We start from the raw sequence: 24,926 nt of genomic DNA on the forward strand, positions 1-24,926 counted from the left end.
ATGGCAAAGAAAGCCGGAAAGGGTGAATGGAATCTTTCTGTTCGGTCAAACTCCTATTTCCCTCATTCAGTGAATTGCGGTATAATAGTTATAAGAAGAAGCAAAGCATGTTCAAGGAGAAAAATGTGGTGATACAACTTGATACCAAGACTGTTTACAGTTTTATGGATAGCTTGATCCCGATAAAGAAATATGTGCAAAAAGCCAAGGAGTTAGGATACAGTCATCTGGGCATGATGGATGTGGACAATCTCTATGGGGCTTATCATTTCTTGGAGGAAGCCGAATCTGCGGGACTGCAGCCGCTTTTAGGCTTGGAGCTGAGTCTGATCAAGGCAGAGCAGGAGCTTCATTTCCGTCTGCTAGCCTTAGACAGTCAGGGCTATCGCAATCTGATGAAAGTCTCGACTCTCAAGATGATGGGACAAAAGAATTGGGAGGATTTCCAGCATCTCTTTAAGGGATTGGCTGTAATTGTTCCTGCTTTTGACGGAGTAGCAGATCTGGATTTGGGTTTGGATTTTTATGTTGGAGTTTTTCCAGCAACGCCCCAGCAGGAGTTTGGTCGACCAACCCTGCCCCTGCATACCGTCCGATATTTTGATAGGGGGGATTTGGAAACCTTGCAGATGCTCCGGGCTATTCGAGAAAATGCCAGCCTGCGGGAGATTGGCAGCCTTCCCAATCATGAGTTTTTGCTGGCACCAGATGCTCTGGCAGGAGCTTTTAAGGAAACTTTCCCAGAGAGTTTGGCTAATCTTGAGAAGCTAGTCCGTCATGTTCACTATGATATCAATAGGGAGCTGAAACTGCCCCGCTTTAATCGGGAGCGACCAGCCGTGGAAGAGTTGCGGGAGCGCTCCGAAGCTGGCTTAAAAAAACGCGGTTTAACAGGTAAACTTTATCAGGAACGGCTGGACCAGGAGCTGGCTGTCATTCATCAGATGGGCTTTGATGATTATTTTCTCATTGTCTGGGATTTGCTGCGCTTTGGTCGCAGTCAGGGCTACTATATGGGCATGGGCCGAGGATCTGCTGTTGGCAGTCTGGTGGCCTATGCTTTGGAGATTACTGGGATTGACCCAGTCAAGAACAACCTGCTCTTTGAGCGCTTTCTCAATCTAGAGCGCTATACCATGCCCGATATTGATATCGATATTCCTGATGTTTACCGGCCAGAGTTTATCCGCTATGTTCGTGACCGCTATGGCAGTATGCATGCGGCTCAGATTGTGACCTACTCGACTTTCGGAGCCAAGCAGGCCATTCGCGATGTTTTCAAGCGTTTCGGTCTGCCAGAGTATGAGCTAACCAATATCACCAAGAAAATCCGCTTCGGGGATAGTCTGACCTCTGCTTATGAGAAAAATATGGGCTTTCGTCAGATTATCAACAGTAAGCTAGAATATCAAAAGGCCTTTGATATTGCTAAAAAAATTGAAGGTCATCCCCGTCAGACTTCTATCCATGCAGCCGGCGTTGTGATGAGTGACAATGACCTGACAGACCAGATACCGCTCAAATACGGTGAGGACATGTATATCACCCAATATGATGCCCACGGTGTGGAGAGCAACGGTCTGCTTAAGATGGACTTTCTGGGCTTGCGCAATCTGACCTTTGTCCAGCGGATGAAAGAAGCAACCCTGAAAAAATATGAGGTAGATATTGAGATTGCAGAGATTGACTTGGAGGATGCAGAAACTCTGAAACTCTTTGCGGCTGGCCAGACCAAGGGCATTTTCCAGTTTGAGCAGCCGGGTGCTATCAGCCTGCTCAAGCGGGTTCAGCCAGTTTGCTTTGAAGAAGTAGTGGCCACAACCTCTCTCAATCGTCCTGGAGCCAGTGATTACATCGACAATTTTGTCAAGAGAAAGCATGGGCTGGAGCAGGTGGAGCTGATTGATGACAGTTTGGCTGATATTCTAGCTCCGACTTACGGTATCATGCTCTACCAAGAGCAGGTTATGCAGGTAGCCCAGCGTTTTGGTGGCTTTAGTCTGGGGAAAGCCGATATTTTGCGGCGGGCAATGGGTAAGAAAAGTGCTGCTGAAATGCACCGCATGCAGGAGGACTTTGTTGCAGGTGCTCTCAAGCTAGGTCACTCGGAATCCAAAGCCAAGGAAGTCTTTGCTATTATGGAGAAGTTTGCTGGTTATGGCTTCAACCGCAGCCATGCCTACGCCTACTCAGCTCTGGCCTTTCAGTTGGCTTACTTCAAGGCTCATTATCCAGATGTTTTCTTTGATGTCATGCTCAATTATTCTAGCAGCGACTATATCACCGATGCCCTGAGTTTTGACTTTGAAACAGCGCCCCTCAGTATTAACAATATCCCCTACCATGATAAGTTTCAGGATAAGAAGATTTTTTTAGGCCTGAAAAATATCAAAGGCTTGCCTAGGGATTTGGCATACTGGATTATCGAAGAGCGACAAAATGCTGCCTTTACTGGGGTAGAAGACTTTATTCTGCGCCTGCCTCAGAATTACCATAAGATTCCGCTGCTGACTCCTCTGATCCAGCTGGGGCTCTTTGACAGTTTTGAGAAAAATCGCCAAAAAATTCTAGCCAATCTGCCTAATCTATTTGTATTTGCGGATGAGCTGGGCAGTCTTTTCGCGGATACGACCTACTCTTGGACAGAGGCTCAGGATTTCAGCGATGCCGAAAAGTTTGAGCTGGAACAGAGCATTATCGGTGTGGGGCTTAGCGATCACCCCTTGGTTAAACTGGCCAAAGAAGCGGACCAGCCCTTTAACTGGATTAGTGAGCTGACGGAAAATAGCAGAGCTAGGATTCTGGCTGAAGTCCAGACTATCAAGACTATCCGGACTAAAAAGGGCGAGAATATGGCCTTCTTGCAGGTTTCAGATACGAAGAAAAAACTGGATGTCACCCTCTTTCCTGATACCTATCGCCAGCTAGGTGAACGCATTAAGGAAAAGGGCATTTACTACTTGACTGGCAAGGTGCAGGAACGGGATGGTCGTTTACAGCTGGTCTTGTCAGATATAGAAGAAGCCACTACAGAACGCTTCTGGATAAAACTTGCTGGAAATGAACATGATCGGGAAATATCTCAGATTTTGCAGAAATACCCCGGTAATATTCCGGTTGTCCTGCGCTATGAAGATGAGAAGCGCACCATGTCTGCACCGCATTTTCGAGTGGAGAAATCGGAGCAGCTGCAAGAGGAATTGAAGAATTATACTATGAAAACGATTTTTCGTTAAAAAATATGGAAAATAAGAGAATTTTCATTTTGATTGTGGTATAATCTATAAGAATGTTAAAAAGAAAAAGGAGCAAAAAGCGAAATGAAACGTATTGCTGTTTTGACTAGTGGTGGTGATGCCCCTGGAATGAATGCTGCCATCCGTGCAGTTGTTCGTAAAGCAATTTCCGAAGGAATGGAAGTTTACGGGATTTATGATGGTTACGCTGGAATGGTAGCTGGCGAGATTTACCCACTTGATGCGACATCAGTTGGTGACATTATTTCTCGCGGTGGAACCTTCCTTCACTCTGCTCGTTATCCTGAATTTGCCCAAGTTGAAGGACAGTTGAAAGGGATTGAGCAGCTTAAAAAACATGGAATCGAAGGTGTCGTTGTTATCGGTGGAGATGGATCTTACCACGGTGCGATGCGCTTGACAGAGCACGGCTTCCCCGCTGTCGGTGTTCCAGGAACCATTGACAATGATATCGTCGGAACAGACTTCACTATCGGTTTTGATACAGCTGTTACCACAGCTATGGATGCGATTGACAAGATTCGGGATACCTCATCCAGTCACCGCCGTACTTTCGTTATCGAAGTAATGGGACGTAATGCTGGTGATATTGCTCTTTGGGCAGGTATTGCATCTGGTGCGGATGAAATCATCGTTCCTGAAGAAGGTTTCAAGATCGAAGAAGTTGTTGAAAGCATTAAGAGTGGCTATGCCAAGGGTAAGAAGCACAACATCATCGTCTTGGCTGAGGGTGTCATGTCAGCAGATGAATTTGCTGAAAAGCTGAAAGAAGCTGGAGATATGAGCGATTTGCGGGTCACAGAGCTCGGACATATCCAGCGTGGAGGCTCACCTACTGCGCGTGACCGTGTTCTTGCATCTCGTATGGGAGCACATGCTGTTAAACTGCTTAAAGAAGGTATCGGCGGAGTTGCTGTTGGAATCCGCAATGAGCAGATGGTTGAAAGCCCAATTTTGGGAACTGCTGAAGAAGGAGCACTCTTTAGCTTGACTGCTGAAGGTAAGATTGTCGTCAATAATCCGCACAAGGCTGATCTGGACTTGGCTGATTTGAACCGCAGCATCAATATTTAATTATTATTTGTTATTCAGGCCAAGAGGCCAAATAGAAGAAGGAGTTTCATACAATCATGAATAAACGTGTAAAAATCGTTGCAACATTAGGTCCTGCGGTAGAAATCCGCGGTGGAAAAAAATTCGGTGATGACGGATATTGGGGAGAAAAGCTGGATGTTGAAGCATCAGCTCAAAACATTGCTAAGCTGATTGAAGCTGGCGCAAACACATTCCGTTTCAACTTCTCACATGGTGACCATGCTGAGCAAGGAGAGCGCATGGCAACTGTTAAGCGTGCAGAAGAAATTGCCGGCCAAAAAGTTGGTTTCCTTCTTGATACAAAAGGACCAGAAATTCGTACAGAATTGTTCGAAGGCGATGCAAAAGAGTATTCATACAAGACTGGTGAAAAAATCCGTGTTGCTACTAAGCAAGGTATCAAATCTACTCGTGAAGTAATTGCTTTGAACGTTGCTGGTGGATTGGACATCTACGATGATGTTGAAGTTGGCCGTCAAGTATTGGTTGATGATGGTAAACTTGGTCTTCGTGTTATCGCTAAAGACGATGCTACTCGTGAATTTGAAGTAGAAGTTGAAAATGACGGCATCATTGCTAAGCAAAAAGGTGTGAACATCCCTAACACTAAGATTCCTTTCCCAGCACTTGCTGAGCGTGACAATGACGATATACGCTTCGGTCTTGAGCAAGGAATCAACTTCATCGCGATTTCATTTGTACGTACTGCAAAAGACGTTAACGAAGTTCGTGCAATCTGTGAAGAAACTGGCAACGGCCATGTTCAATTGTTCGCGAAAATCGAAAACCAACAAGGTATCGATAACTTGGACGAAATCATTGAAGCTGCTGACGGTATCATGATTGCCCGTGGTGACATGGGTATCGAAGTACCATTTGAAATGGTTCCAGTTTACCAAAAGATGATCATCACCAAGGTAAATGCAGCTGGTAAAGTGGTTATCACAGCAACTAACATGCTTGAAACCATGACAGAAAAACCACGTGCAACTCGTTCAGAAGTATCAGACGTATTTAACGCTGTTATCGACGGAACTGATGCAACTATGCTTTCAGGCGAGTCTGCAAATGGTAAATACCCACTTGAGTCAGTAACAACAATGGCGACTATCGATAAGAATGCTCAAACCCTTCTTAACGAATATGGCCGTTTGACAACTGACAACTTTGAGCGCAACTCTAAGACTGAAGTTATGGCTTCAGCAGTTAAAGATGCTACAAATTCAATGGATATCAAGTTGGTAGTTACCCTTACTAAGACTGGTCACACAGCTCGCTTGATTTCTAAATACCGTCCAAATGCTGATATCTTGGCTATCACTTTTGACGAATTGACTCAACGTGGTCTTATGCTGAACTGGGGTGTTATTCCAGTGACTACTGAAACTCCATCTAATACAGATGATATGTTTGAAATCGCTGAAAAGATTGCGGTTGAGCAAGGATTGGTTGAATCAGGCGATGATATCGTTATCGTTGCTGGTGTGCCGCTTGGTGAAGCAGTTCGTACCAACACAATGCGTATCCGTACAGTACGTTAATCTAAGACAACAAAAAAGAACCGTTGATTGGAAAATCACCGGTTTTTTTCTTGTCTATGTGATGCCACTTATTTTATTTGAGAGGAAGGGCTAGTTTGTGAATTGGTTTTTGAAATAAAATTGTACCTTTGTCTATTTTGTTAAAAAATGATATAATGGTATAAAAGAGATGGGAGAGACGAATGTTAAAGAGAGATTTATTAAGAAATATCATTATTTTTTCAGTACTGGCAGCTATCATTATAGGGCTGAGAGTTTTTATTTATACGCCTTATCGGGTGACTGAGCAAGACAGCAATGCTTATTTGGCAAAGAATGACTTGGTCTTGGCGACGAGAAAGCAAGACATCAAGCGTGGGGATTTTGTCCTCTATGAAGTGGACGGCAAAGACTATGTCGGCCGGGTCATTGCCCAGGAAAAGGATCAGGTAACCTATATGGATGATCTTCTTTACCTGAACGGTCAGGTCATGTCGGAAGAATACATTGAGAAAATGCGCGAGAAATATCTGGCTTCAGCAGGAAGTTCGGGTTACTATACTCATGATTTCTCTGTTATGGATTTAAAAGACTCAAAGTCTGATAAAATTACTAAAGATTCTTATTTGATTCTTAATGATCGACGGGAAAATACGAAGGACAGCCGAGAATTTGGGCTCATCAAAGCCAGTCAAATCAAGGGAGTGGTGGAGTTCCGACTCTCACCGCTTAATGAATTTGGTTTTATTAAGAATAAGTAAATTGAAGTCTATTTTCAACCAAGGCAGGGCAAGCCTTGGTTTTTTTCTTTGAAAATCAACTTTAAAGTTACAAGTAAACATAAAGATACTTGTTCTGATGTGGTATACTAATATCAAAAGACCGCTAAAGGAGACTGCTCTTGAAGTCAAGAAAGAAAAAATTATTATTTTTGGCTATACTGGCTCTAAGTTTTCTGACTGCATGTAGCAGCATAGTAAATAGAGATGGTGAAAAAATATGGATGTCAGATACAGAAATGACTGAGCTTCATAAGAAAGAGCAAAAGCTTGCACTTTATATCATTAATCATTATGAAGATGTTCAAAAAATTGAATTTGATGAATTTTCTAAGGGAAAGTTCTGGGAAGCAAGTTCTGTTAGTGTGATTGTAAATGACACCAGCTATATACCACACATTTCTTTGGACTCAAAGGATAAAAACTATAATATAAATGATAGTTCTCGCACTGATTCTACAGAATTGACTTTTCGTCTGAAAAAGAAAGAGAAGGTCACAAATTTTAAAGATACAGGTGAGACGGATGTTATTTACTCTGGAGAAAATGCTTGGCTGACGACTGAGGAAAAAGTAAAGGTGCGCAACCAGGAAGAGGGGCTGGCTTTATTTATACTGAATCACTATGAAAGTGTTGAAAAAATTGAATTTACAAAGATTTCAAGAAAGCCTTTTGGACAGGCAAGATATGTTGCTTTACTTGTTAATGATAAGATAAAGATTTATACCGACCTAGATGATAGCTATGACAACTATTATTTGTCTGACAATCCTGAAAAAGACGGCCTGAAAGCTAAAGAGAAACCAACAAATTTGCAAAGTCTAGATAGTATTACTGTTATCTATTATACAGGGAAATGAAGGATGTGTTGCAATGAAAAAGCCAGACTGACTTAATCATCAGACTGGTTTTTTCGTGTCTCTTGGTGAAAGATGTTTTGCCATACTTCGTGGCGGCGCCAAAGGCTGGTATGGATAACACCGTCCATTTCATAGCGGATGAGCTTGGTTTTCTGGCTGACAGAAAGCAGTTCAACGTTTTTGATGAATAGCTTTTAGTTTGATTTATATTAAAGGGATTGCAAAAAAATGTAAACGCTTGCTAGTTTTATAATTTTTTTGCTATAATATATTAAAGTTGTATTAGTATAGTTGAAGGTTGTATGCTCTATAAAGGAAGGGAATATTTATGAAAATACTTAAATTACTTTTGATAGTATTTATTGGATTTTTGGGGTTAGGGCTTCTTAGTGCCTGCTCTCAGCAGAAAAAGACAGAACAGAAGGAGGAAGCAACATTGACAGCAGAAGAGAAAAAGATAATTAGAAAACAAGAAGAGGCTCTTGCTTTATTTTTGGTCAATAATTTTGAAGATGTTCATAAAATAGAGTTTGAAAGTATTTCAAAAGGCGGATTTGGTAGACCTAGATTCATTTATTTCTCGGTAAACGATAAAATAGAAGTTTCAACAGACTTAAAAGATAGTTACGATATACAGCATTATGGGTTAACTTATCATAATAACTCGGAGGTACTAAAACGAAAGGAAGTTCCAACTAGTTATACAAAATTATCGGAAACCCAAATAAATGTTATATATTATGGAGAGAAGAGATGAACATAACAGATGCGGATTATAATAAAATTGCAACATATGTTTATGAGATTGACCCAGTAGACAATCCTGATAAGCAATTATCGGTTGGAGAAACGATTGACATCAACGGCCGACAATTTCAAGTTATCGACGCTACGGGTAATAATGCTGAACCAACGGATAATAGTATGCAAGCGATGGCTGTTGCCCCTATTGACAGTCAAGGAAACGTAGATTACAGTCAGGTAGTAGTTTCTTATGTTGGAACCAATTTTGGAGACAAAAAAGATATTCTGAACGATCTTGAAAATCTAGGTATGGGTTTTACTGATACGATGATGGTAGGTGTTCCTTCTGGCTATGGAGTAATCAAGCGTATAATGGAGGGGGACTTTAAAAATGCAGTTCAAAAAGAATTTACAGAAAATATTGTTCCAGTTCAATCAAAGACTGCAGTAGAGTTTGCCCAGCGAGTAGAAAAAAAGGTTCGTCAAGAGAACCCCAATGCTATTATAACAACGAATGGTCATTCTTTGGGAGAGTCTATGGCTCTTTATACGGCCTTAAAAATGGGGTGGAATAATGTTGGCTTTAACGGCCCAGATATTCATAATATTATTTCAGAAGAAGAAATAGCCTATATGCAGGCTCATCCAGAGCAATTTCGTAATTTTCGTAATCCCAATGATTTGATTCTGGGAAATATTTTGGGTAATAAAACTGGGGTAGCCATCTATGTCAATGTGACGGATGCTAGGTTTATTGATGAAGCAATTGGAATATTGCAGGATAAGTCCCTGTCTTGGAAAGAAAAGGCTGATAAAATCTATAGTTTGGGTGACAAATATCATAGTTACAAAACTTGGCAATTCAATGATAAAGGTCAGCTTATTGATGAAAATGGAAATATTGTAACAAATAATGCACGAGGGAACAGGAATATTCTCCTCTTAGAAACGAAAGCCAGAATGATGCGCTACTATGGATTGAAGTCTCTGCTGACCGAAAGCGGTGGAGGTTTGAGTTCTAATGAGCAGATTTTTCTGGACAGTGAGCAAGCTACGATTGCTGCAGAATCTTTAGTAAGTTCTGCACAGCAAACACTTGATCAGATTAAGATTGAAAAGCAAAAAGGAGTAGAGGAGGCTGAGGCTCTCTTTGAAACTACTAAGTCGCCGTTCATGGTTAGCAGTCTTAGCCCTTATGAGATAGAGGAGGCTTTTGCAGATGGCGGTGTAACAAATGATAGCATTGTCGGAGATGTTGAAAGTTCATTGGAAAAAAAGGTTCAACAAGCTAGCCAGTTATTGGACGAAATGGCTCGATTAAAAGAGCAAATTGCATCCGGAATCAATAAAAAACTTGAAGAAGACACAGCTTTGGCAGGGGAGTTCAATCAATGGAGAAGTTTGAATTAGCACAACGTGAAGTTGAAAATAAAAAGCAAGAACTTGATGAATTAGAAGATTTTCACCGTACAAAGTTAAAAGAATTTAAGAAGAGAGATGATTATTTTCAAACAGCTTGGCGTGCAGTCAAAGAGCTTCTTGATGAAAAATATAAAGAAACTTTGTATTATTTAAAAACTATAGATGCTGATCAGGAATTTTATAGGATTCTCAATAGAGAAATGGAATCTTATCAAATAATGTCGGAAGAAGTATTGGTTCAAGCACAAAGAACTCTTGAGTTAGAAGTCTTAAAAGAAGAAGAAAATTTTCGGCAGGAGAGGAGATATCTAGATGAGCAGTTGGAAGAGGCATACTTACGCCGGAGAATAGCTGTAGAGGAAAATAATCAAAAGAAGAAATAGAAAGAAAGTGATACAGCATGGCAAGAACAACAATAGATACAATTACAGATGTATTTACAAAAGGAACTTTAGATGATTTAAGTGCTCGTCTTAATGAGATAAAAAAACAAATTGAAAAAAATTTGATTAGAAATGTCTATGCTCCTCAAGCTCTGAAGAAACGTGATATTATAAAGTCCAATGCTGAGAAAAAGATTAGCGAAGTTGCTAAGGAAGGCAAATCAGCTTTGACAGGCATTAACGATACTTTGGATGGAGCCATTAAAGGACAGTGGTCTACTGCGGTTAGAGATGCAGTTGTAAAAACAAGTAAAAGATATGATGAGATATAACCATAAAAAACAACCAGACTGCCTGTCTAGTTGTTTTTTCGTGTCTCTTGGTGAAAGATGTTTTGCCATACTTCGTGGCGGCGCCAAAGGCTGGTATGGATGACACCGTCCATTTCATAGCGGATGAGCTTGGTTTTCTGGCTGACAGAGAGGAGTTTAAAGTTTTTGATAGGTGTTTTTGAGGCTCTTTCTGCCTGAAACTCAGCTTTGTTCAGCTGTCGGCCATCTTGAGAAATATAAAGAAATTCAGCGGACAGAAGCGTATCCAGTTGGCTGCCTTGCTCCACGAGCTGCTCACGCATGAGCAGGTTTGGGTAAAGATTTTCCAATCTCTCATCTTCAGGAATGGGAGCAGGCTCAATATGAATGTCAATGTCAAAAACTCCGAAGCGCTCCATAAGCATATCCTCAACCTGGTCCGCAATCTCATGACTCTCATAGACAGAAAGGTCTGGATTCATTTCAAGAATAATATCTAGATAGATATTACTGCCATAGGTCCGGCCTCGCTGGGATTTAACCTGAGTGATTTTAGGAATTTCCAGGATAGCTTGCTTATAGTCTTGGAGCAGGCTCTCATCAAATCCGTCGGACAGGCTGAAGGAAGATTCCATAAAGATATCATAGGCCGTCTTGAGAATGAAGAAGGTAATGACAATGGCTGCCAGCTTATCAACGATTGGGAAGTTAAAGGCGCTGGCAATGATAGCGACTGAAGTGCCGATAGAAGTGACAGCGTCTGACAAGTTGTCCTTGGCTGCGGCATCCAGAGCCTTGGAGTGAGCTTTTTTAGCCAGTGTTTTATTGTAAAAATAAACACCCAACATAATGATTGCCGAGATGATTCCGACCACGGCACCAACAGGGTCAATCTTAGTCTCTTGGTTGGAGATGATTTTCTGAATGGTCTCAATCAGGACATCAAATCCAACGAAAAACATGATAAAAGATGTGATGAGACTGGCCAAATCTTCTATCTTCCAATGGCCGAAGCGATGGTCACGGTCGGCTGGTTTTCTAGCCATACGCAGGCCAATTAAAACGGCGATATTAGCCACGATATCAGAAACATTGTTGAAGCCATCGGCCGTCAGACTGGAGGACTGGAGAGTTGAGCCTGCGATAATCTTGACCGCGGAGAGAATCAGATAGGTAGCGATGGACAGGATGGCTCCTCTCTCCGCTAGCTTCAGATTGTTACTAGGATTTTTCATGACAGCCTTTCTTTCTAAGTGGGGCAGCAGAATGGAAAAGAGACTTGCGAAAAAATGTCATCTCTGGACGGGTACTCTAAGTCTCATATGGGCTTATTATAGCAAAAATAGACCTGATTTTCAATTTGCATCGGGCTTAGGGTACCTTAAATGACTTTGCCAAAAATCTAATCTAAAATCAGAAATTCCTCTTCTTTCTGGTTTAGCTTCATCAGGATTTTTGTTATAATAGTAGCATTGACTTTGAAAGAGGAAGAAAAATGCATCCTTTATTAAACGGTATGAATGACCGTCAGGCTGAGGCGGTTCAAACAACAGAAGGGCCTTTGCTGATTATGGCGGGAGCTGGTTCGGGTAAGACCCGTGTCCTGACCCACCGTATTGCCTATTTGATTGATGAAAAAATGGTCAATCCTTGGAATATCCTTGCCATTACCTTCACCAATAAGGCGGCGCGGGAGATGAGAGAAAGGGCTGAAAAACTTAAAACGGAAGCTCAAGATTGCTTAATCGCTACCTTCCACTCCATGTGTGTGCGTATTCTGAGACGAGAAGCAGATCATATTGGCTACAACCGCAACTTTACGATCGTTGATCCTGGCGAACAGCGGACTCTGATGAAGCGAATTCTCAAAAATCTCAATCTGGACCCTAAAAAGTGGAATGAGCGTGCCATTCTGGGAACTATTTCCAATGCTAAGAACGACCTGATTGATGAGGTGGCCTATGCAAATCTAGCTGGTGATATGTACACGGAGATTGTGGCCAAGTGTTACACGGCCTATCAAAAGGAATTACGCCAGTCTGAGGCCATGGACTTTGACGATTTGATTATGCTGACCCTGCGGCTTTTTGACCAAAATCCTGATGTCCTGACCTACTACCAGCAACGTTACCAGTATATCCATGTGGACGAGTATCAGGATACAAACCATGCCCAGTACCAGCTGGTCAAGCTCTTGGCTTCCCGCTTTAAGAATATCTGTGTGGTCGGAGACGCTGACCAGTCTATCTACGGCTGGCGGGGAGCCGATATGCAGAATATCCTGGACTTTGAAAAGGATTATCCAAAAGCTAAGGTAGTCCTGCTTGAGGAAAATTATCGCTCTACTAAGACTATCCTTCAGGCGGCTAATGAGGTTATCCGAAACAACCGCAACCGCCGTCCTAAAAACCTCTGGACTCAAAATGAAGACGGTGAGGAAATTGTCTACTATCGGGCTAATGACGAGCAGGATGAGGCTCTTTTTGTCGCCCGAACTATTGATCAGCTGAGCCGAGAAGGATACAGTCATAAGGATTTTGCAGTTCTTTACCGGACCAATGCCCAGTCACGGACAGTGGAGGAAGCCCTGCTAAAGTCCAATATTCCCTATACTATGGTCGGTGGCACCAAGTTCTACAGCCGCAAGGAAATCCGCGATGTTATTTCTTATCTCAATCTCATCGCCAATCCTAGCGATAATATCAGCTATGAGCGCGTGGTCAATGAGCCTAAGCGTGGTGTCGGACCAGGAACGGTGGAGAAAATTCGGGATTTTGCGTCCAGTCAGGAAATCTCCTTGCTAGATGCGTCGGCCAATATCCTGCTGTCTCCAGTCAAGGGCAAGGCGGCTCAGGCGGTCTATGATTTTGCTAATATGCTTCTGGATTTGAGGGAGCGCTTGGACGACTTTACAGTGACGGAGTTGGTAGAAGCCGTACTGGAAAAGACAGGTTATGCTGCGGCCTTAGCTGCCCAGGCAACCTTGGAGAGCCAAGCTCGGATTGAAAATATTGAAGAATTCCTGTCTGTAACCAAGAATTTTGACGAAAGTCCAGACAATCCTACTGATGAGTCTGGTCTTGATAAGCTCAGCCGTTTTCTCAATGACTTAGCCTTGATCGCAGACACAGATGACGGAGATACGGAGAGTTCCGAAGTGACTCTAATGACCCTCCACGCAGCCAAGGGATTGGAATTTCCGGTCGTCTTTCTGGTTGGTATGGAGGAAAATGTCTTCCCTTTAAGTCGGGCGTCTGAAGACGAAGATGAGTTGGAAGAGGAGAGGCGCCTGGCCTACGTCGGCATCACCCGAGCAGAGAAGATTCTCTATCTGACTAATGCTAATTCCCGTATGCTTTATGGTAAAACCAACTATAATCATCCTACTCGCTTCCTGAGAGAAATCAGCTCAGACCTGCTAGACTATCAGGGACTAGCTAGGCCAGCAAACAGCTCCTTTAAGGCCAGCTATACCAATAGCGATACTAGCAAATTCGGCCAGGGCATGAGTCTGGCTCAAGCCCTGCAGGAGAGGAAGCGTGAGGCGGCTCCTAGTTCCATTTCTTCAGGCAGTCTGCCTTTTGGAAAGAGCAGTCAGAGCCAGCCATCTAAGCCGGAAGTTGCTTGGGCTATCGGAGATATTGCCCACCATAAGAAATGGGGTGATGGGACAGTTCTGGCAGTCTCTGGCAGTGGAAATAATCAAGAGCTTAAGATTAATTTCCCAGAAGTGGGTCTGAAGAAAGTGCTAGCCAGCATAGCACCGATTGAGAAAAAATCATGATGAAACAGTCGATTGAAGCCTGGATCTATCATCCAGAGGATAGGGAAATCTTGCTCTTGAAAGTGGAGAATGAGAAAGTTTCCTTTTGGCAGCCCATTACTGGTGGGATTGAGAGTGGCGAGAGCCCAGAAGAGGCTTGTCTTCGTGAAATAAAGGAAGAGACCGGCTTGCTCTTAGCTTGTTCAAATCTGACTAGTCTTGGAGATTTTACGGTAAAGATTGATGAAAATCTGTCCATCCACAAAAATCTCTTTCTAGTTCTGACTGAACAGAAAGAAATCCAGATTTCTGATGAGCATGTAGGAGCTCAGTGGGTAGCTTTAGACAAAGTTTCGTCGCAGTTGTACTGGCCCAGCAATCAAGCGACTTTTGAGATGATATCTGAGAAGCTATAAGATATAGCTTCTCTTTATTTCTTTTGATAAGGAAATTCTATTAGTCAAGCGGGGCGTTTAGTGGTAGACTTATCACATAACTATAGTGAGGTGACCTTATGACACGTGAATTTAAATTTGAAACCCTGCAACTTCATGCCGGACAAACAGTGGACCCGACAACAAAGTCGCGGGCTCTGCCTATTTACCAGACAACTTCCTATGTGTTTGATGATACTCAGGAGGGAGAAGATCTCTTTGCCCTGCGCAAACCGGGCAATATCTACACTCGGATTACCAATCCGACCCTGTCTGCTTTTGAGGATCGGATTGCGGCTTTGGAGGGTGGAGTCGGAGCTCTAGCAACAGCTTCTGGTATGGCGGCCCTTACCTATACCGTTCTAGCCTTGGCGCATGCTGGCGACCATGTAGTGGCTGCCTCTACCATCTACGGCGGTACCTTTAATCTGCTCAAGGAAACCTTGCCTCGCTATGGCATTACCACGACTTTTGTCGATATTGAAAATCTAGCTGAAGTAGAAGCAGCCATTCAGGATAATACCAAACTGGTTCTGATTGAAAGTTTGGGCAATCCGCTGATTAATATCCCTGACTTTGATGCTTTGGCAGAGCTGGTTCATGCTCATAAAATTCCTCTGATTTCCGACAATACCTTTGCCACTCCTTATCTGATCAATGTCTTTTCTCATGGAGTGGACATCGCGGTGCATTCTGCGACCAAGTTTATCGGTGGTCACGGAACCAGCATTGGCGGTGTGATTGTGGACAGCGGTCGTTTTGACTGGGAAGCTTCTGGAAAGTTTCCGCAGTTTGTGGACCCGGACCCGAGCTATCATGATATCAGTTATACGCGCGATGTTGGAGCAGCAGCTTTTGTCACCGCCGTCCGGACTCAGCTCTTGCGCGATACGGGCGCAGCCATGTCTCCCTTCAATGCCTTTCTCTTCCTACAAGGATTGGAAACTCTCTCGTTGCGTGTAGAGCGCCATGTATCAAATGCTGAGAAGATTGTAGATTTCCTGGCAGAGCATCCTAAGGTTGAGCAGGTCAATTATCCCAAGCTTGCTGACAGTCCTTATCATGCTCTGGCAGAAAAATATTTTCCTAAAGGTGTGGGCTCAATCTTCACCTTTAATGTCAAAGGTGGGGAGAAAGAAGCTCGTAAGGTTATTGACAGCTTAGAGATTTTCTCTGACTTGGCCAATGTAGCAGATGCTAAGTCCCTGGTCGTCCATCCAGCTACGACGACTCACGGTCAGATGTCACCAGAGGCTCAGCTGGCAGCAGGCATCACACCAAATCAAATCCGTCTCTCTATCGGTCTGGAAAATGTGGAAGACTTGATAGAGGATCTCAAGCTAGCCTTGGAATCTATCTAATTTTCAATGCCTCTAGACTGAGCAAATAAGAATAAAACTAGGTTGGAAATAAGCTGCACCCCAAAAGCTAGATTTTTTGTGTCTAACTTTTAGGGTGCAGTGCATTTCGCCTAGTTTTTTGTTATAATAGGATGAAATATATAAAATAGTAGGAGATTAAAATGACAATTTCGGTGATTGTTCCGTGTTTCAATGAAGAAGAGTCTATTCCTCTGTTTCATGAAGCCATGGAAGCGGTCAAATACCAAATCCGTGACCAGTTTGAATATATTTTTGTCAATGACGGATCGACAGACCGGACCTTGGCTGTTTTGCGTGAGCTCAGCAGTCGCTGTCCAGATGTGCACTATCTGTCCTTTTCTCGTAATTTCGGAAAAGAAGCAGCCCTCTATGCTGGTTTGCAAGAGGCGAGTGGGGATTTTGTGACGGTCATGGATGTGGACTTGCAGGATCCGCCAGAGCTCCTGATTGAGATGAAGGCCATGCTGGACTCGAATCCTGAGCTGGACTGTGTGGGTACCCGTCGCACTACTCGCGAGGGAGAGCCGCCTATCCGAAGCTTTTTTGCCAATTTGTTCTATAAGCTGATTAACAAGATTAGTCAGGTAGAGATGGTAGATGGTGCGCGTGACTTTCGACTGATGCGCCGCCAAATGGTAGAAGCCATTCTGGAGGTTTCAGAGTACAATCGCTTCTCCAAGGGAATTTTTGCCTGGGTGGGATTCAATACCGAGTACTTAGAATACAAAAATGTTGAACGAGTAGCTGGTAAGACCTCTTGGAATTTCTGGTCCCTATTCAACTATTCTTTGGAAGGCATCGTCAATTTCTCTGATGCGCCGCTCAACATCGCCTTTTTAGGAGGTATCCTGTCTTGGATTTTAGCCTTCATCCTGATGGCAGTGATTATTATTCGCACCTTGGTTTTTGGTGATCCGACATCTGGTTGGCCGTCTCTTATGACTGTCATTCTCCTTATCGGCGGCTTCCAGCTGCTGACCATCGGCATACTGGGTAAATACATTGGTAAAATCTTTATGGAAACCAAGCATCGGCCGATTTATGTGATTAAGGAGAAAAGTAAATGATTTTCCAGAAACGTTTTTCTGATTTTAAAAACTATCTTCTTTTAAATAAATCGTCTGCCCTAGTTATTTTTATTATTTATTCAGTAGTCAATATTAATATCGGTTTAGCTGAGTATCCCTATATTGATGATATTGGAAGACAATTACAAGGCTATTCAAAATTCTCTGAACATTATTCAAGATATTTAAGTGAGTATTCTGCTCGTTTAATACAAGGTGGGGATCATCTGACAGAACTAGGCTTGACTTCAAATATTCTGTCAGCTTGTTTTTTAACTTTTGCGAGCTTAATTTTATTATTTGTTTTATATCCCAATAAAAAGATTTCTTTTATAACAGCATCTGTTTCAACTATTATAGGGATTAATCCGTGGTTTTTAGAGCCATTAAGTTTTAGGTTTGACAATCCTTTTATGACTTTAAGTATATTAGTTTCCATCATTCCATTTATTTTCTGGGATAATAAAAAAATATTTGGAGTTATGTCAGTTGTTGGTATATTCTTAATGTGCAATTCATACCAAGCTTCTTCAGGAGTGTACATTATTGTAACCATGACACTAATATTTTTAGAATTATTGCAAGGAAGTTATTTTAAAGAAAAAATTCCTAAAATTTTCATCTCAATGTTGTCATATGTAATTGGTTTGCTTTTATATCGTATACAAATTTTTATAAAGCCACCAATTTTTGCTGATCAAGCTGATATTCCAAAGGGATTAGAGATGATTAAAATAATTGGGGTGAATGCTACAGGTTATTTGAACAATATATTTTTTCAAAGTTCAACTATCTGGGTTTTATTAACAATAATTGCTATATTTCTCTTAACTATCAGTGTGATTCGCTTATCCAGAACCAAATTCCTTTTAAACTTTATTTACATGCTGATTTGGCTAAGTTTAGGAAGTGTATTTAGCTATGGAACCTATTTGATTTTGTCTAATCCTTATTATCTTATGAGACCAAGATATGAATATGGTTTCGGAATTTTTTTAGCGATTATCTTAATTGTTAACTTAGAGTGCGTTGAAAAGAGTAAAATTCTACGTAGAGGGAAGTCCTTCGTTTCGGGATTATTAGTTTTTTATTTCTTATCTTTCTCTTTTACTTATGTGAGCAGTTTAAAACAACAAAATGAAATGTTCAAAGCGCAGAGCATATTGCTAGCTTCCTCTCTAAACAAGTACATTACACCCGAAAAAACAGTTATTAATGTGAATCGCTTTCTTTCTGATTCGCCAGTATTTAGCAATACAGCTTCTGTTTATCCAATGTTAAAAAGTTTGATTATGCCAAATACGAATGTTTCTTGGGATATGACATTGAGATTTAATAGCATAACGAACTTAAACGTCGATTTCAAATTAATCGATATTGCTAATATAGATTTTAGTAGTGAAAACTATACATTACTTGAAGAAACAAAGTTATATAATATTTATCTTGAAAATAATGAATTATTTGTTATCATGAAGTAGAATCTTTCTAAGAGAGAAATAAAGAAAAGATTCATTTTAATATGATTATGCATTGTTAAAGTTTATACTGTCAATTTGAAATGATGCTAAGTTTTCTGATTATCACTTACATAATGTTGCATCATTTATATATGGAGTGTAAAAAGTATGAGATTTTTTTCCTAAAAATGACTAGAGGTATGATTCGACCAAGCAGATTTTTTCTGCTTTTTTTGTTATAATAAACTCATTGAATGTTTATGATGTGAAAGGAAAGACAAATGATTTTAATTACAGGTGCGAATGGACAGCTAGGTACAGAGCTTCGCTATCTTTTGGATGAGCGCAATGAGGAGTATGTGGCTGTTGATGTGGCAGAAATGGATATTACTAATGCCCAAATGGTGGACAAGGTCTTTGCGGAAGTCAAGCCAAGCTTGGTTTATCACTGCGCAGCCTATACCGCAGTTGATGCGGCTGAGGACGAAGGAAAAGAGCTGGACTATGCCATCAATGTGACCGGTACCGAAAATGTGGCAAAAGCAGCTGAAGCACACGGAGCAACTTTGGTCTACATCTCAACAGACTATGTCTTTGACGGACAAAAGCCTGTCGGTGAGGAGTGGGAAGTAGATGATCGGCCAGATCCGCAGACTGAGTATGGCCGTACCAAGCGCATGGGCGAGGAGCTGGTTGAGAAATATTCCAGCCGTTTCTATATAATCCGTACTGCCTGGGTCTTTGGTAACTACGGTAAAAACTTTGTCTTTACCATGCAAAATCTTGCCAAGACGCACAAAACTCTGACTGTAGTCAATGACCAACATGGCCGTCCGACTTGGACTCGTACGCTGGCTGAATTTATGACTCATCTGGCTGAAAATCAAAAGGAATTTGGTTATTACCATCTGTCTAATGATGCGGCTGAGGACACCACTTGGTATGACTTTGCAGTGGAAATTCTCAAAGATACTGATGTGGAAGTCCAGCCGGTTGATTCCAGCAAGTTCCCAGCTAAGGCTAAGCGGCCTTTCAACTCAACTATGAGCCTGACCAAGGCCAAGGCTACAGGCTTTGTCATTCCGACTTGGCAGGATGCCTTAAAAGAGTTTTACAAGCAAGAGAAGAAACAGTAATTTTCTTTGAAGTTTATAATAGCGACAGAACTTAGTCTTAGACTAGGTTCTGTTTTTTCTTATAGCAGACTGAAGAAGTGATTTTGAGGTGCGTGCTCTGGTGGAGAAAGAGCTGGCTTGAAGATGTGGGTGGGAAATGATAATGAGAAGAATTTTCCACAGATCTTATCCCCTTAAAATAAAGATGTTTCAATTTGATGAAATTCTGTGGATAACCTTTATTATTTCATTCAACTGTGTTACAATGTTACTATAAATAAAATAGAAGAGGTGTGTGAATATGTCACGTAAACCATTTATTGCTGGTAACTGGAAAATGAACAAAAATCCTGAAGAGGCAAAGGCTTTTGTAGAAGCGGTTGCTGCTAAGCTGCCTTCTTCAGATTTAGTAGAAGCTGGTATCGCTGCTCCAGCACTTGATTTGACAACTGTTTTGGCAGCAGCTAAAGGAAGCAATCTTAAGGTTGCAGCGCAAAATGCTTACTTTGAAGATGCAGGTGCCTTCACTGGTGAAAACAGCCCTAAAGTTCTTGCAGAAGTTGGAGTTGACTACATCGTTATCGGTCACTCAGAACGTCGTGATTATTTCCATGAAACAGACCAAGACATCAACAAAAAAGCGCACGCTATCTTCCGCAATGGTTTGGTGCCAATCATCTGCTGTGGTGAGTCGCTTGAAACTTACGAAGCTGGCAAAGCGGTAGATTTCGTTGGTGCTCAAGTATCAGCTGCTTTGAAAGACTTGACAGCTGAGCAAGTTGCATCATTGGTTATCGCTTATGAGCCAATCTGGGCTATTGGTACTGGTAAATCAGCAACTCAAGACGACGCTCAAAAAATGTGTAAAGCAGTTCGTGATGTTGTCGCAGCTGACTTTGGTCAAGAAGTAGCAGACAAGGTTCGTGTTCAGTACGGTGGTTCTGTAAAACCTGAAAATGTTGCGTCTTACATGGCTTGTCCAGATGTTGACGGTGCTCTTGTTGGTGGTGCATCACTTGAAGCTGAAAGCTTCTTGGCATTGCTTGATTTTGTAAAATAAAAAATGTTGAAAAAAGACTTGTCCTCCCAAAGGTGACAAGTTTTTTAAAAGTTGGAGAGAAAAGTTGAAATCGAAAGAATTAGTTTATTTAGCGAGTACGGCTATTTTGTTGGCAGCGACTGCCAATGTTGCAAAAGCCGAGGAACATACTGTCGCTGAGTCAGGAGTTTTAAAAACAGAAAGGTCTGTTAGTTCCCAGAATCAGACAGTGAATGCGGCCGCATCACAAACGTCTAATCAGCTGACTGTAGCAGTATCATCTGTAGAACAGTCAGTTCAAGCTGTTAAGCAAGAGGAGGAAGCAACGAACGCTACAGGAACAGCTATTGAGTCTGGAGGAGCAGCTCAATCAGTTCCTGTAGAAACTCAGGTAGCTTCTGCTAAGCCAGAAGGGCAAAGTCAGCCAGATGCAAATGCTTCTAATCAGAATGAAACTGCAGCTGATCAGTCAGCAAAAGCAAGTTCTTCTGTTGCAGATTCTGCTATTGCCTCAGAGCCCAAGGCTAGTCCTGCAGTAGCATCAGCACCAAAAGCTAGTAGTGCTGGAAAAACTGTATTTTATAATGCGGGGTCAAAGGCTCAGGCAGCCCGCGGGAATTCCCAAGCGGAGATTAAAGGCACATCCTTTGTAGATGTCAGCAGCCACAATGGCCATATCAGCGTAGACGACTATCGTAAATTAGCCCAGCAAGGGGTTGGCGGTGTCGTTGTCAAACTGACTGAAGGAACCCATTACACCAATCCATTTGCTGAGTCTCAAGTGAGAAATGCACAGGGAGCTGGTTTACAAGTATCGACCTATGCCTTCTCGCACTATACTAACGATGAAGAAGCGAGAGCAGAAGCTCGTTATTACGCTGCCTTTGCTAATAGACTAGGTTTGCCTAAAAACACAGTCATGGTCAACGACATGGAAGATCCCAAAATGCAAAATGGGATTAACCAGCATACCCAGGCTTGGGCGGATGAGATGCGCAGACTGGGTTATTCCAACCTGATGTATTATACCAGTGCCAGCTGGCTGGATCAAAATAATCTTCGCAGCAAGGGACCGGTTAATACATCGCAATTTGGCTATAGCAACTTCTGGGTGGCCCAGTATCCGTCTTCTAATTTAAATCTTGATGGAGCTAAATCTCTCAAATACAACAGTGGCGCTGGAGCATGGCAGTTTACAGCTCAGGCTCAGCTGTTAGCTGGCAAACATGTATTTGACCATAGCGTTGACTACTCTGGAAGATTTACCCAGCAGTCCGCTCTTGCTAAGCAGCCTTTAAAGGGTAACATCAGTATTCAGAATAAGAATAATGTCAACGGAAGCTTTGATGTTGTGATTTCAAATGTTTCTGCTCCTTATGGAGTGTCTGTTGTTAGTGTTCCGGTGTGGTCTGAAGCTAATGGTCAAGACGATATTATCTGGTACACAGCCACTCAGCAGGCCAATGGTACTTATAAAGTTTCTGTTGATTCTAGCAGACATAAAGATTCAGTTGGAAAGTACAATGTCCATCTCTACTATGTCCGCAACGACGGTCAATTAGTCGGTGTCGGCGGTACTACGACTAATGTATCTGTCATCAAGCCACAGGGCAAAATCAGCATTCAGAATCGCAACAGCGAAACTGGTGATTTCGATATTGTTGTTTCAGGCATTTCATCTCCGGGCGGTCTTAAGACTGTCTCTCTGCCGACTTGGTCAGAGGCCAACGGCCAAGATGACATCAAATGGTATACTGCTGAACCTCAGGCTGACGGCACCTATCGTAAGCGAGTACGCATAAGCGACCACAATAATGTGCAGGGCGAGTACAATGTCCATCTCTATTATGTCCAAAATGATGGTCGCTTGGTTGGTGTAAGCGGTACTAAAACGACCGTTTCTCTTGGCAAGCCTAAGGGCACCATCAGTATTCAAAATCGAAATAAAGAAACCGGCGATTTTGATATTGTAGTTTCAGGTATTTCATCTCCGGGCGGTCTGAAGGAAGTTTCCCTGCCAACTTGGTCTGAGGCAAACGGCCAAGATGATATCAAGTGGTACAACGCTGAGCGTCAAGCTGATGGCACCTATCGTAAGCGTGTCCGTCTGAGCGATCACAAAAATGTTGAGGGTGAGTACAATGTGCATCTCTACTATGTGCAAAATGATGGCAGCTTGGTAGGTGTAAATGGCACTAAAACGACTATTTCTATAGAAAAACCAAAAGTTCAAGGCAAAATCAGTATTCAGAATCGCAACAGCGAAACTGGCGATTTTGATATTGTGGTTTCAGATATCGTATCGCCAGGCGGTCTGAAGGAAGTTTCCCTACCAACTTGGTCAGAGGCCAATGGCCAAGATGATATCAAGTGGTACAATGCTGAGCGTCAGGCTGACGGTACTTATCGGAAACGAGTTCGACTGAGCGATCATAACAATGTCCAAGGCGAATATAATGTGCATCTCTACTATGTGCAAAATGATGGCAAGTTAGTAGGAGCAGGCGGTATCAAGACCAACGTTTCTATCAGCAAGCCGCAGGGCAAAATCAGCATCCAGAATCGCAACAGCGAAACCGGCGATTTTGATATTGTAGTTTCAGGTATCGTATCTCCAGGCGGTCTTAAGAATGTTTCCTTGCCAACCTGGTCTGAAGCCAACGGCCAAGATGATATCAAGTGGTACAACGCAGAACGTCAGCCGGATGGTACCTATCGTAAGCGAGTCCGTGTGAGTGATCACAAAAATGTTGAGGGCGAGTACAATATTCATCTCTACTATGTGCAAAATGATGGCAATCTGGTTGGTGCTGGTGGCGTCAAGACTAATGTTTCTCTAGGCAAGCCAAAGGGCAACATAAGTATTCAAAATAAGAATAATGTCAACGGCAGTTTTGATGTTGTGATTTCGAACGTTTCTGCCCCTTATGAAGTGTCTGCTGTCAGTGTTCCGGTTTGGTCTGAAGCTAATGGTCAAGACGATATTATCTGGTATACAGCTACTCAGCAGGCTAATGGTACCTATAAAGTTACTGTTGAATCTAGTAAACATAAAGACTCGGTTGGTAAGTATCATATCCATCTTTACTATGTCCGTAACGACGGGCAGTTAGTCGGTGTTGGCGGTACTACAACCAATGTGTCTGCAGTTAAACCACAGGGCAAAATCAGTATCCAGAATCGTAACAGCGAAAATGGCGATTTTGATATTGTGGTTTCAGATATTGTATCGCCAGGCGGTCTCAAGAATGTTTCCCTGCCAACCTGGTCAGAAGCCAATGGTCAGGATGATATCAAATGGTACAACGCGGAACGTCAGCCGGATGGTACCTATCGTAAGCGAGTTCGTGCGAGCGACCATAACAACGTTCAGGGCGAATATAATGTGCATCTCTACTATGTGCAAAATGATGGCAGGCTGGTAGGAGCAGGTGGCATCAAGACCAACGTTTCCATCAGTAAGCCGCAAGGTAAAATCAGTATTCAAAATAAGAACAACGATACTGGAGAGTTTGACATTGTAGTATCAGGCATTGTGGCACCAGAAGGTCTCAAGACAGTTTACCTGCCGACTTGGTCAGAAGCGAATGGTCAAGATGATATCCAATGGTACACAGCGGATCGTCAGGCTGATGGCACTTATCGTAAGCATGTATATGCGCGTGACCATAAGAATAATGCAGGCGAATACAATGTTCACTTGTATTACTTAAATAATCAAAATCAGCTGCAAGGAGCTGGCGGAGAAAAGACCTCTATCTCTATAAACCGTCCTCAGGCAGCTAGTCAGCGAGACCGTGTTCTTGCGGCGGCAGCTGCTATGGTAGGTGTCAGGGGAGGCAGTGCTGAGCATCAGCGCTTGGTCAACGATTATAATAGTGTCAGACCGCTGCCAGTTGGTTATGCTGTGAAAAACACAGATGACTGGTGCGACATTTTCACGACGGTTATTTTCCAAAGAGAAGGCTTGAGCGATCTTATCGGCCGTGAGTGTGGTGTAGAGCGCCATATTCATATTTTCCAAAGACTAGGTATCTGGAATGAAGATGGTAATTCGACTCCTAGCGCAGGCGATATCATCACCTTTAACTGGGACAAAGATACCCAGCAAAACGATGGCTGGGCTGATCATATCGGTATTGTCGAAAAAGTTGAAAATGGCATCATTCACACGATTGAAGGCAACAGCAATAACGTAGTTAAACGCAATACTTACCGCATCGGTCATGGAAATATCCGTGGTTTTGCGACACCGCGTTATAGATAAACATACAAAAAAACCAAGGGAAACCTTG

Annotated in this window: 18 protein-coding genes and 1 pseudogene; 17 read left to right on the forward strand and 2 right to left on the reverse strand. The window is 42.4% G+C overall.

All coding sequences use genetic code 11. From position 1 onward, the window contains the following. Nucleotides 1-125: 125 nt before the first annotated feature. The 5 genes from O3621_RS09380 to O3621_RS09400 all read left to right on the forward strand — a co-directional run bounded on the left by O3621_RS09380 (nt 126) and on the right by O3621_RS09400 (nt 7,511). Entirely contained in the window at nt 126-3,236 is a 3,111-nt protein-coding gene (locus O3621_RS09380; RefSeq protein ID WP_371514089.1) for a DNA polymerase III subunit alpha, read from the forward strand. 84 nt (nt 3,237-3,320) lie between these two features. Continuing rightward, nucleotides 3,321-4,331: a 6-phosphofructokinase gene (pfkA, locus tag O3621_RS09385; RefSeq protein ID WP_002906871.1), complete on the forward strand. Its 1,011-nt coding sequence runs from the start codon at nt 3,321-3,323 to the stop codon at nt 4,329-4,331. A gap of 56 nt (nt 4,332-4,387) precedes the next feature. Then, the gene (pyk, locus tag O3621_RS09390; RefSeq protein WP_002902760.1) at nt 4,388-5,893 is read left to right on the forward strand and encodes a pyruvate kinase; all 1,506 of its coding nucleotides are present in this window, start codon (nt 4,388-4,390) and stop codon (nt 5,891-5,893) included. Between the two features lie 182 nt (nt 5,894-6,075). Continuing rightward, nucleotides 6,076-6,633, forward strand: coding sequence for a signal peptidase I (gene lepB / locus O3621_RS09395; protein ID WP_002934435.1), 558 nt, complete (start codon nt 6,076-6,078; stop codon nt 6,631-6,633). A 140-nt stretch (nt 6,634-6,773) separates the two neighbouring features. Next, nucleotides 6,774-7,511: a hypothetical protein gene (locus tag O3621_RS09400; RefSeq protein ID WP_061588935.1), complete on the forward strand. Its 738-nt coding sequence runs from the start codon at nt 6,774-6,776 to the stop codon at nt 7,509-7,511. A 32-nt stretch (nt 7,512-7,543) separates the two neighbouring features. On the opposite strand, the pseudogene O3621_RS09405 reads toward O3621_RS09400, so the two are convergent. Next, nucleotides 7,544-7,696: pseudogene (locus tag O3621_RS09405) on the reverse strand (cation-efflux pump); the annotation flags it as partial. Nucleotides 7,697-7,839: 143 nt separating this feature from the next. Between O3621_RS09405 and O3621_RS09410 the strand changes: the two are divergent. Genes O3621_RS09410 through O3621_RS09425 form a run of 4 tightly spaced genes read left to right on the forward strand, consistent with a single transcriptional unit; the run spans nt 7,840 to nt 10,392 of the window. Then, entirely contained in the window at nt 7,840-8,268 is a 429-nt protein-coding gene (locus O3621_RS09410) for a hypothetical protein (RefSeq protein ID WP_061592769.1), read from the forward strand. Continuing rightward, nucleotides 8,265-9,665: a hypothetical protein gene (locus O3621_RS09415; protein WP_061592770.1), complete on the forward strand. Its 1,401-nt coding sequence runs from the start codon at nt 8,265-8,267 to the stop codon at nt 9,663-9,665. The genes O3621_RS09410 and O3621_RS09415 overlap by 4 nt, the downstream gene beginning before the upstream one ends. Further along, entirely contained in the window at nt 9,647-10,060 is a 414-nt protein-coding gene (locus O3621_RS09420) for a hypothetical protein (protein WP_002915515.1), read from the forward strand. The genes O3621_RS09415 and O3621_RS09420 overlap by 19 nt, the downstream gene beginning before the upstream one ends. A gap of 17 nt (nt 10,061-10,077) precedes the next feature. Continuing rightward, nucleotides 10,078-10,392: a hypothetical protein gene (locus O3621_RS09425; protein WP_061592771.1), complete on the forward strand. Its 315-nt coding sequence runs from the start codon at nt 10,078-10,080 to the stop codon at nt 10,390-10,392. A gap of 26 nt (nt 10,393-10,418) precedes the next feature. On the opposite strand, the gene O3621_RS09430 is transcribed toward O3621_RS09425, so the two are convergent. After that, complete coding sequence (locus O3621_RS09430) at nt 10,419-11,606, reverse strand: cation diffusion facilitator family transporter (protein WP_314449690.1); 1,188 nt, start codon at nt 11,604-11,606, stop codon at nt 10,419-10,421. Between the two features lie 260 nt (nt 11,607-11,866). On the opposite strand from O3621_RS09430, the gene pcrA reads away from it, so the two are divergent. The 8 genes from pcrA to O3621_RS09470 all read left to right on the forward strand — a co-directional run bounded on the left by pcrA (nt 11,867) and on the right by O3621_RS09470 (nt 24,898). Next, nucleotides 11,867-14,155 carry a DNA helicase PcrA gene (gene pcrA, locus O3621_RS09435; protein ID WP_371514090.1) on the forward strand — a complete coding sequence of 763 codons (2,289 nt, stop codon included), beginning with the start codon at nt 11,867-11,869 and terminating at the stop codon, nt 14,153-14,155. Further along, a complete protein-coding gene (locus O3621_RS09440) occupies nt 14,152-14,550 on the forward strand; it encodes an NUDIX pyrophosphatase (protein WP_371514091.1) in 399 nt (132 codons plus the stop codon). The genes pcrA and O3621_RS09440 overlap by 4 nt, the downstream gene beginning before the upstream one ends. A 98-nt stretch (nt 14,551-14,648) precedes the next feature. Next, nucleotides 14,649-15,929 carry an O-acetylhomoserine aminocarboxypropyltransferase/cysteine synthase family protein gene (locus O3621_RS09445; protein WP_314449693.1) on the forward strand — a complete coding sequence of 427 codons (1,281 nt, stop codon included), beginning with the start codon at nt 14,649-14,651 and terminating at the stop codon, nt 15,927-15,929. 161 nt (nt 15,930-16,090) lie between these two features. After that, nucleotides 16,091-17,017 carry a glycosyltransferase family 2 protein gene (locus O3621_RS09450; RefSeq protein ID WP_002897843.1) on the forward strand — a complete coding sequence of 309 codons (927 nt, stop codon included), beginning with the start codon at nt 16,091-16,093 and terminating at the stop codon, nt 17,015-17,017. Then, complete coding sequence (locus O3621_RS09455; RefSeq protein ID WP_111675999.1) at nt 17,014-18,498, forward strand: glucosyltransferase domain-containing protein; 1,485 nt, start codon at nt 17,014-17,016, stop codon at nt 18,496-18,498. Before O3621_RS09450 ends, O3621_RS09455 begins: the two co-directional genes overlap by 4 nt. Before the next feature lie 260 nt (nt 18,499-18,758). Beyond that, complete coding sequence (gene rfbD, locus O3621_RS09460) at nt 18,759-19,613, forward strand: dTDP-4-dehydrorhamnose reductase (RefSeq protein ID WP_002919290.1); 855 nt, start codon at nt 18,759-18,761, stop codon at nt 19,611-19,613. 280 nt (nt 19,614-19,893) lie between these two features. After that, on the forward strand, nt 19,894-20,652 hold the full coding sequence (tpiA, locus tag O3621_RS09465; protein ID WP_002900651.1) for a triose-phosphate isomerase: 759 nt from the start codon (nt 19,894-19,896) through the stop codon (nt 20,650-20,652). Nucleotides 20,653-20,716: 64 nt separating this feature from the next. Further along, entirely contained in the window at nt 20,717-24,898 is a 4,182-nt protein-coding gene (locus tag O3621_RS09470; protein WP_371514092.1) for a GBS Bsp-like repeat-containing protein, read from the forward strand. The last annotated feature ends 28 nt before the right edge of the window (nt 24,899-24,926 follow it).

Origin of the sequence: Streptococcus sp. 20925_1_22 (genome assembly GCF_041431685.1) — a bacterium.
Classification (GTDB): Bacteria; Bacillota; Bacilli; order Lactobacillales; family Streptococcaceae; genus Streptococcus.

Bases quoted from the DNA above. Each gene is read 5' to 3' on its own strand.
- pfkA (WP_002906871.1), top strand. From the start codon at position 3,321: ATGAAACGTATTGCTGTTTTGACTAGTGGTGGTGATGCCCCTGGAATG.
- pyk (WP_002902760.1), top strand. From the start codon at position 4,388: ATGAATAAACGTGTAAAAATCGTTGCAACATTAGGTCCTGCGGTAGAA.
- lepB (WP_002934435.1), top strand. From the start codon at position 6,076: ATGTTAAAGAGAGATTTATTAAGAAATATCATTATTTTTTCAGTACTG.
- O3621_RS09410 (WP_061592769.1), top strand. From the start codon at position 7,840: ATGAAAATACTTAAATTACTTTTGATAGTATTTATTGGATTTTTGGGG.
- O3621_RS09415 (WP_061592770.1), top strand. From the start codon at position 8,265: ATGAACATAACAGATGCGGATTATAATAAAATTGCAACATATGTTTAT.
- O3621_RS09420 (WP_002915515.1), top strand. From the start codon at position 9,647: ATGGAGAAGTTTGAATTAGCACAACGTGAAGTTGAAAATAAAAAGCAA.
- O3621_RS09425 (WP_061592771.1), top strand. From the start codon at position 10,078: ATGGCAAGAACAACAATAGATACAATTACAGATGTATTTACAAAAGGA.
- O3621_RS09430 (WP_314449690.1), bottom strand. From the start codon at position 11,606: ATGAAAAATCCTAGTAACAATCTGAAGCTAGCGGAGAGAGGAGCCATC.
- pcrA (WP_371514090.1), top strand. From the start codon at position 11,867: ATGCATCCTTTATTAAACGGTATGAATGACCGTCAGGCTGAGGCGGTT.
- O3621_RS09440 (WP_371514091.1), top strand. From the start codon at position 14,152: ATGATGAAACAGTCGATTGAAGCCTGGATCTATCATCCAGAGGATAGG.
- O3621_RS09445 (WP_314449693.1), top strand. From the start codon at position 14,649: ATGACACGTGAATTTAAATTTGAAACCCTGCAACTTCATGCCGGACAA.
- O3621_RS09450 (WP_002897843.1), top strand. From the start codon at position 16,091: ATGACAATTTCGGTGATTGTTCCGTGTTTCAATGAAGAAGAGTCTATT.
- O3621_RS09455 (WP_111675999.1), top strand. From the start codon at position 17,014: ATGATTTTCCAGAAACGTTTTTCTGATTTTAAAAACTATCTTCTTTTA.
- rfbD (WP_002919290.1), top strand. From the start codon at position 18,759: ATGATTTTAATTACAGGTGCGAATGGACAGCTAGGTACAGAGCTTCGC.
- tpiA (WP_002900651.1), top strand. From the start codon at position 19,894: ATGTCACGTAAACCATTTATTGCTGGTAACTGGAAAATGAACAAAAAT.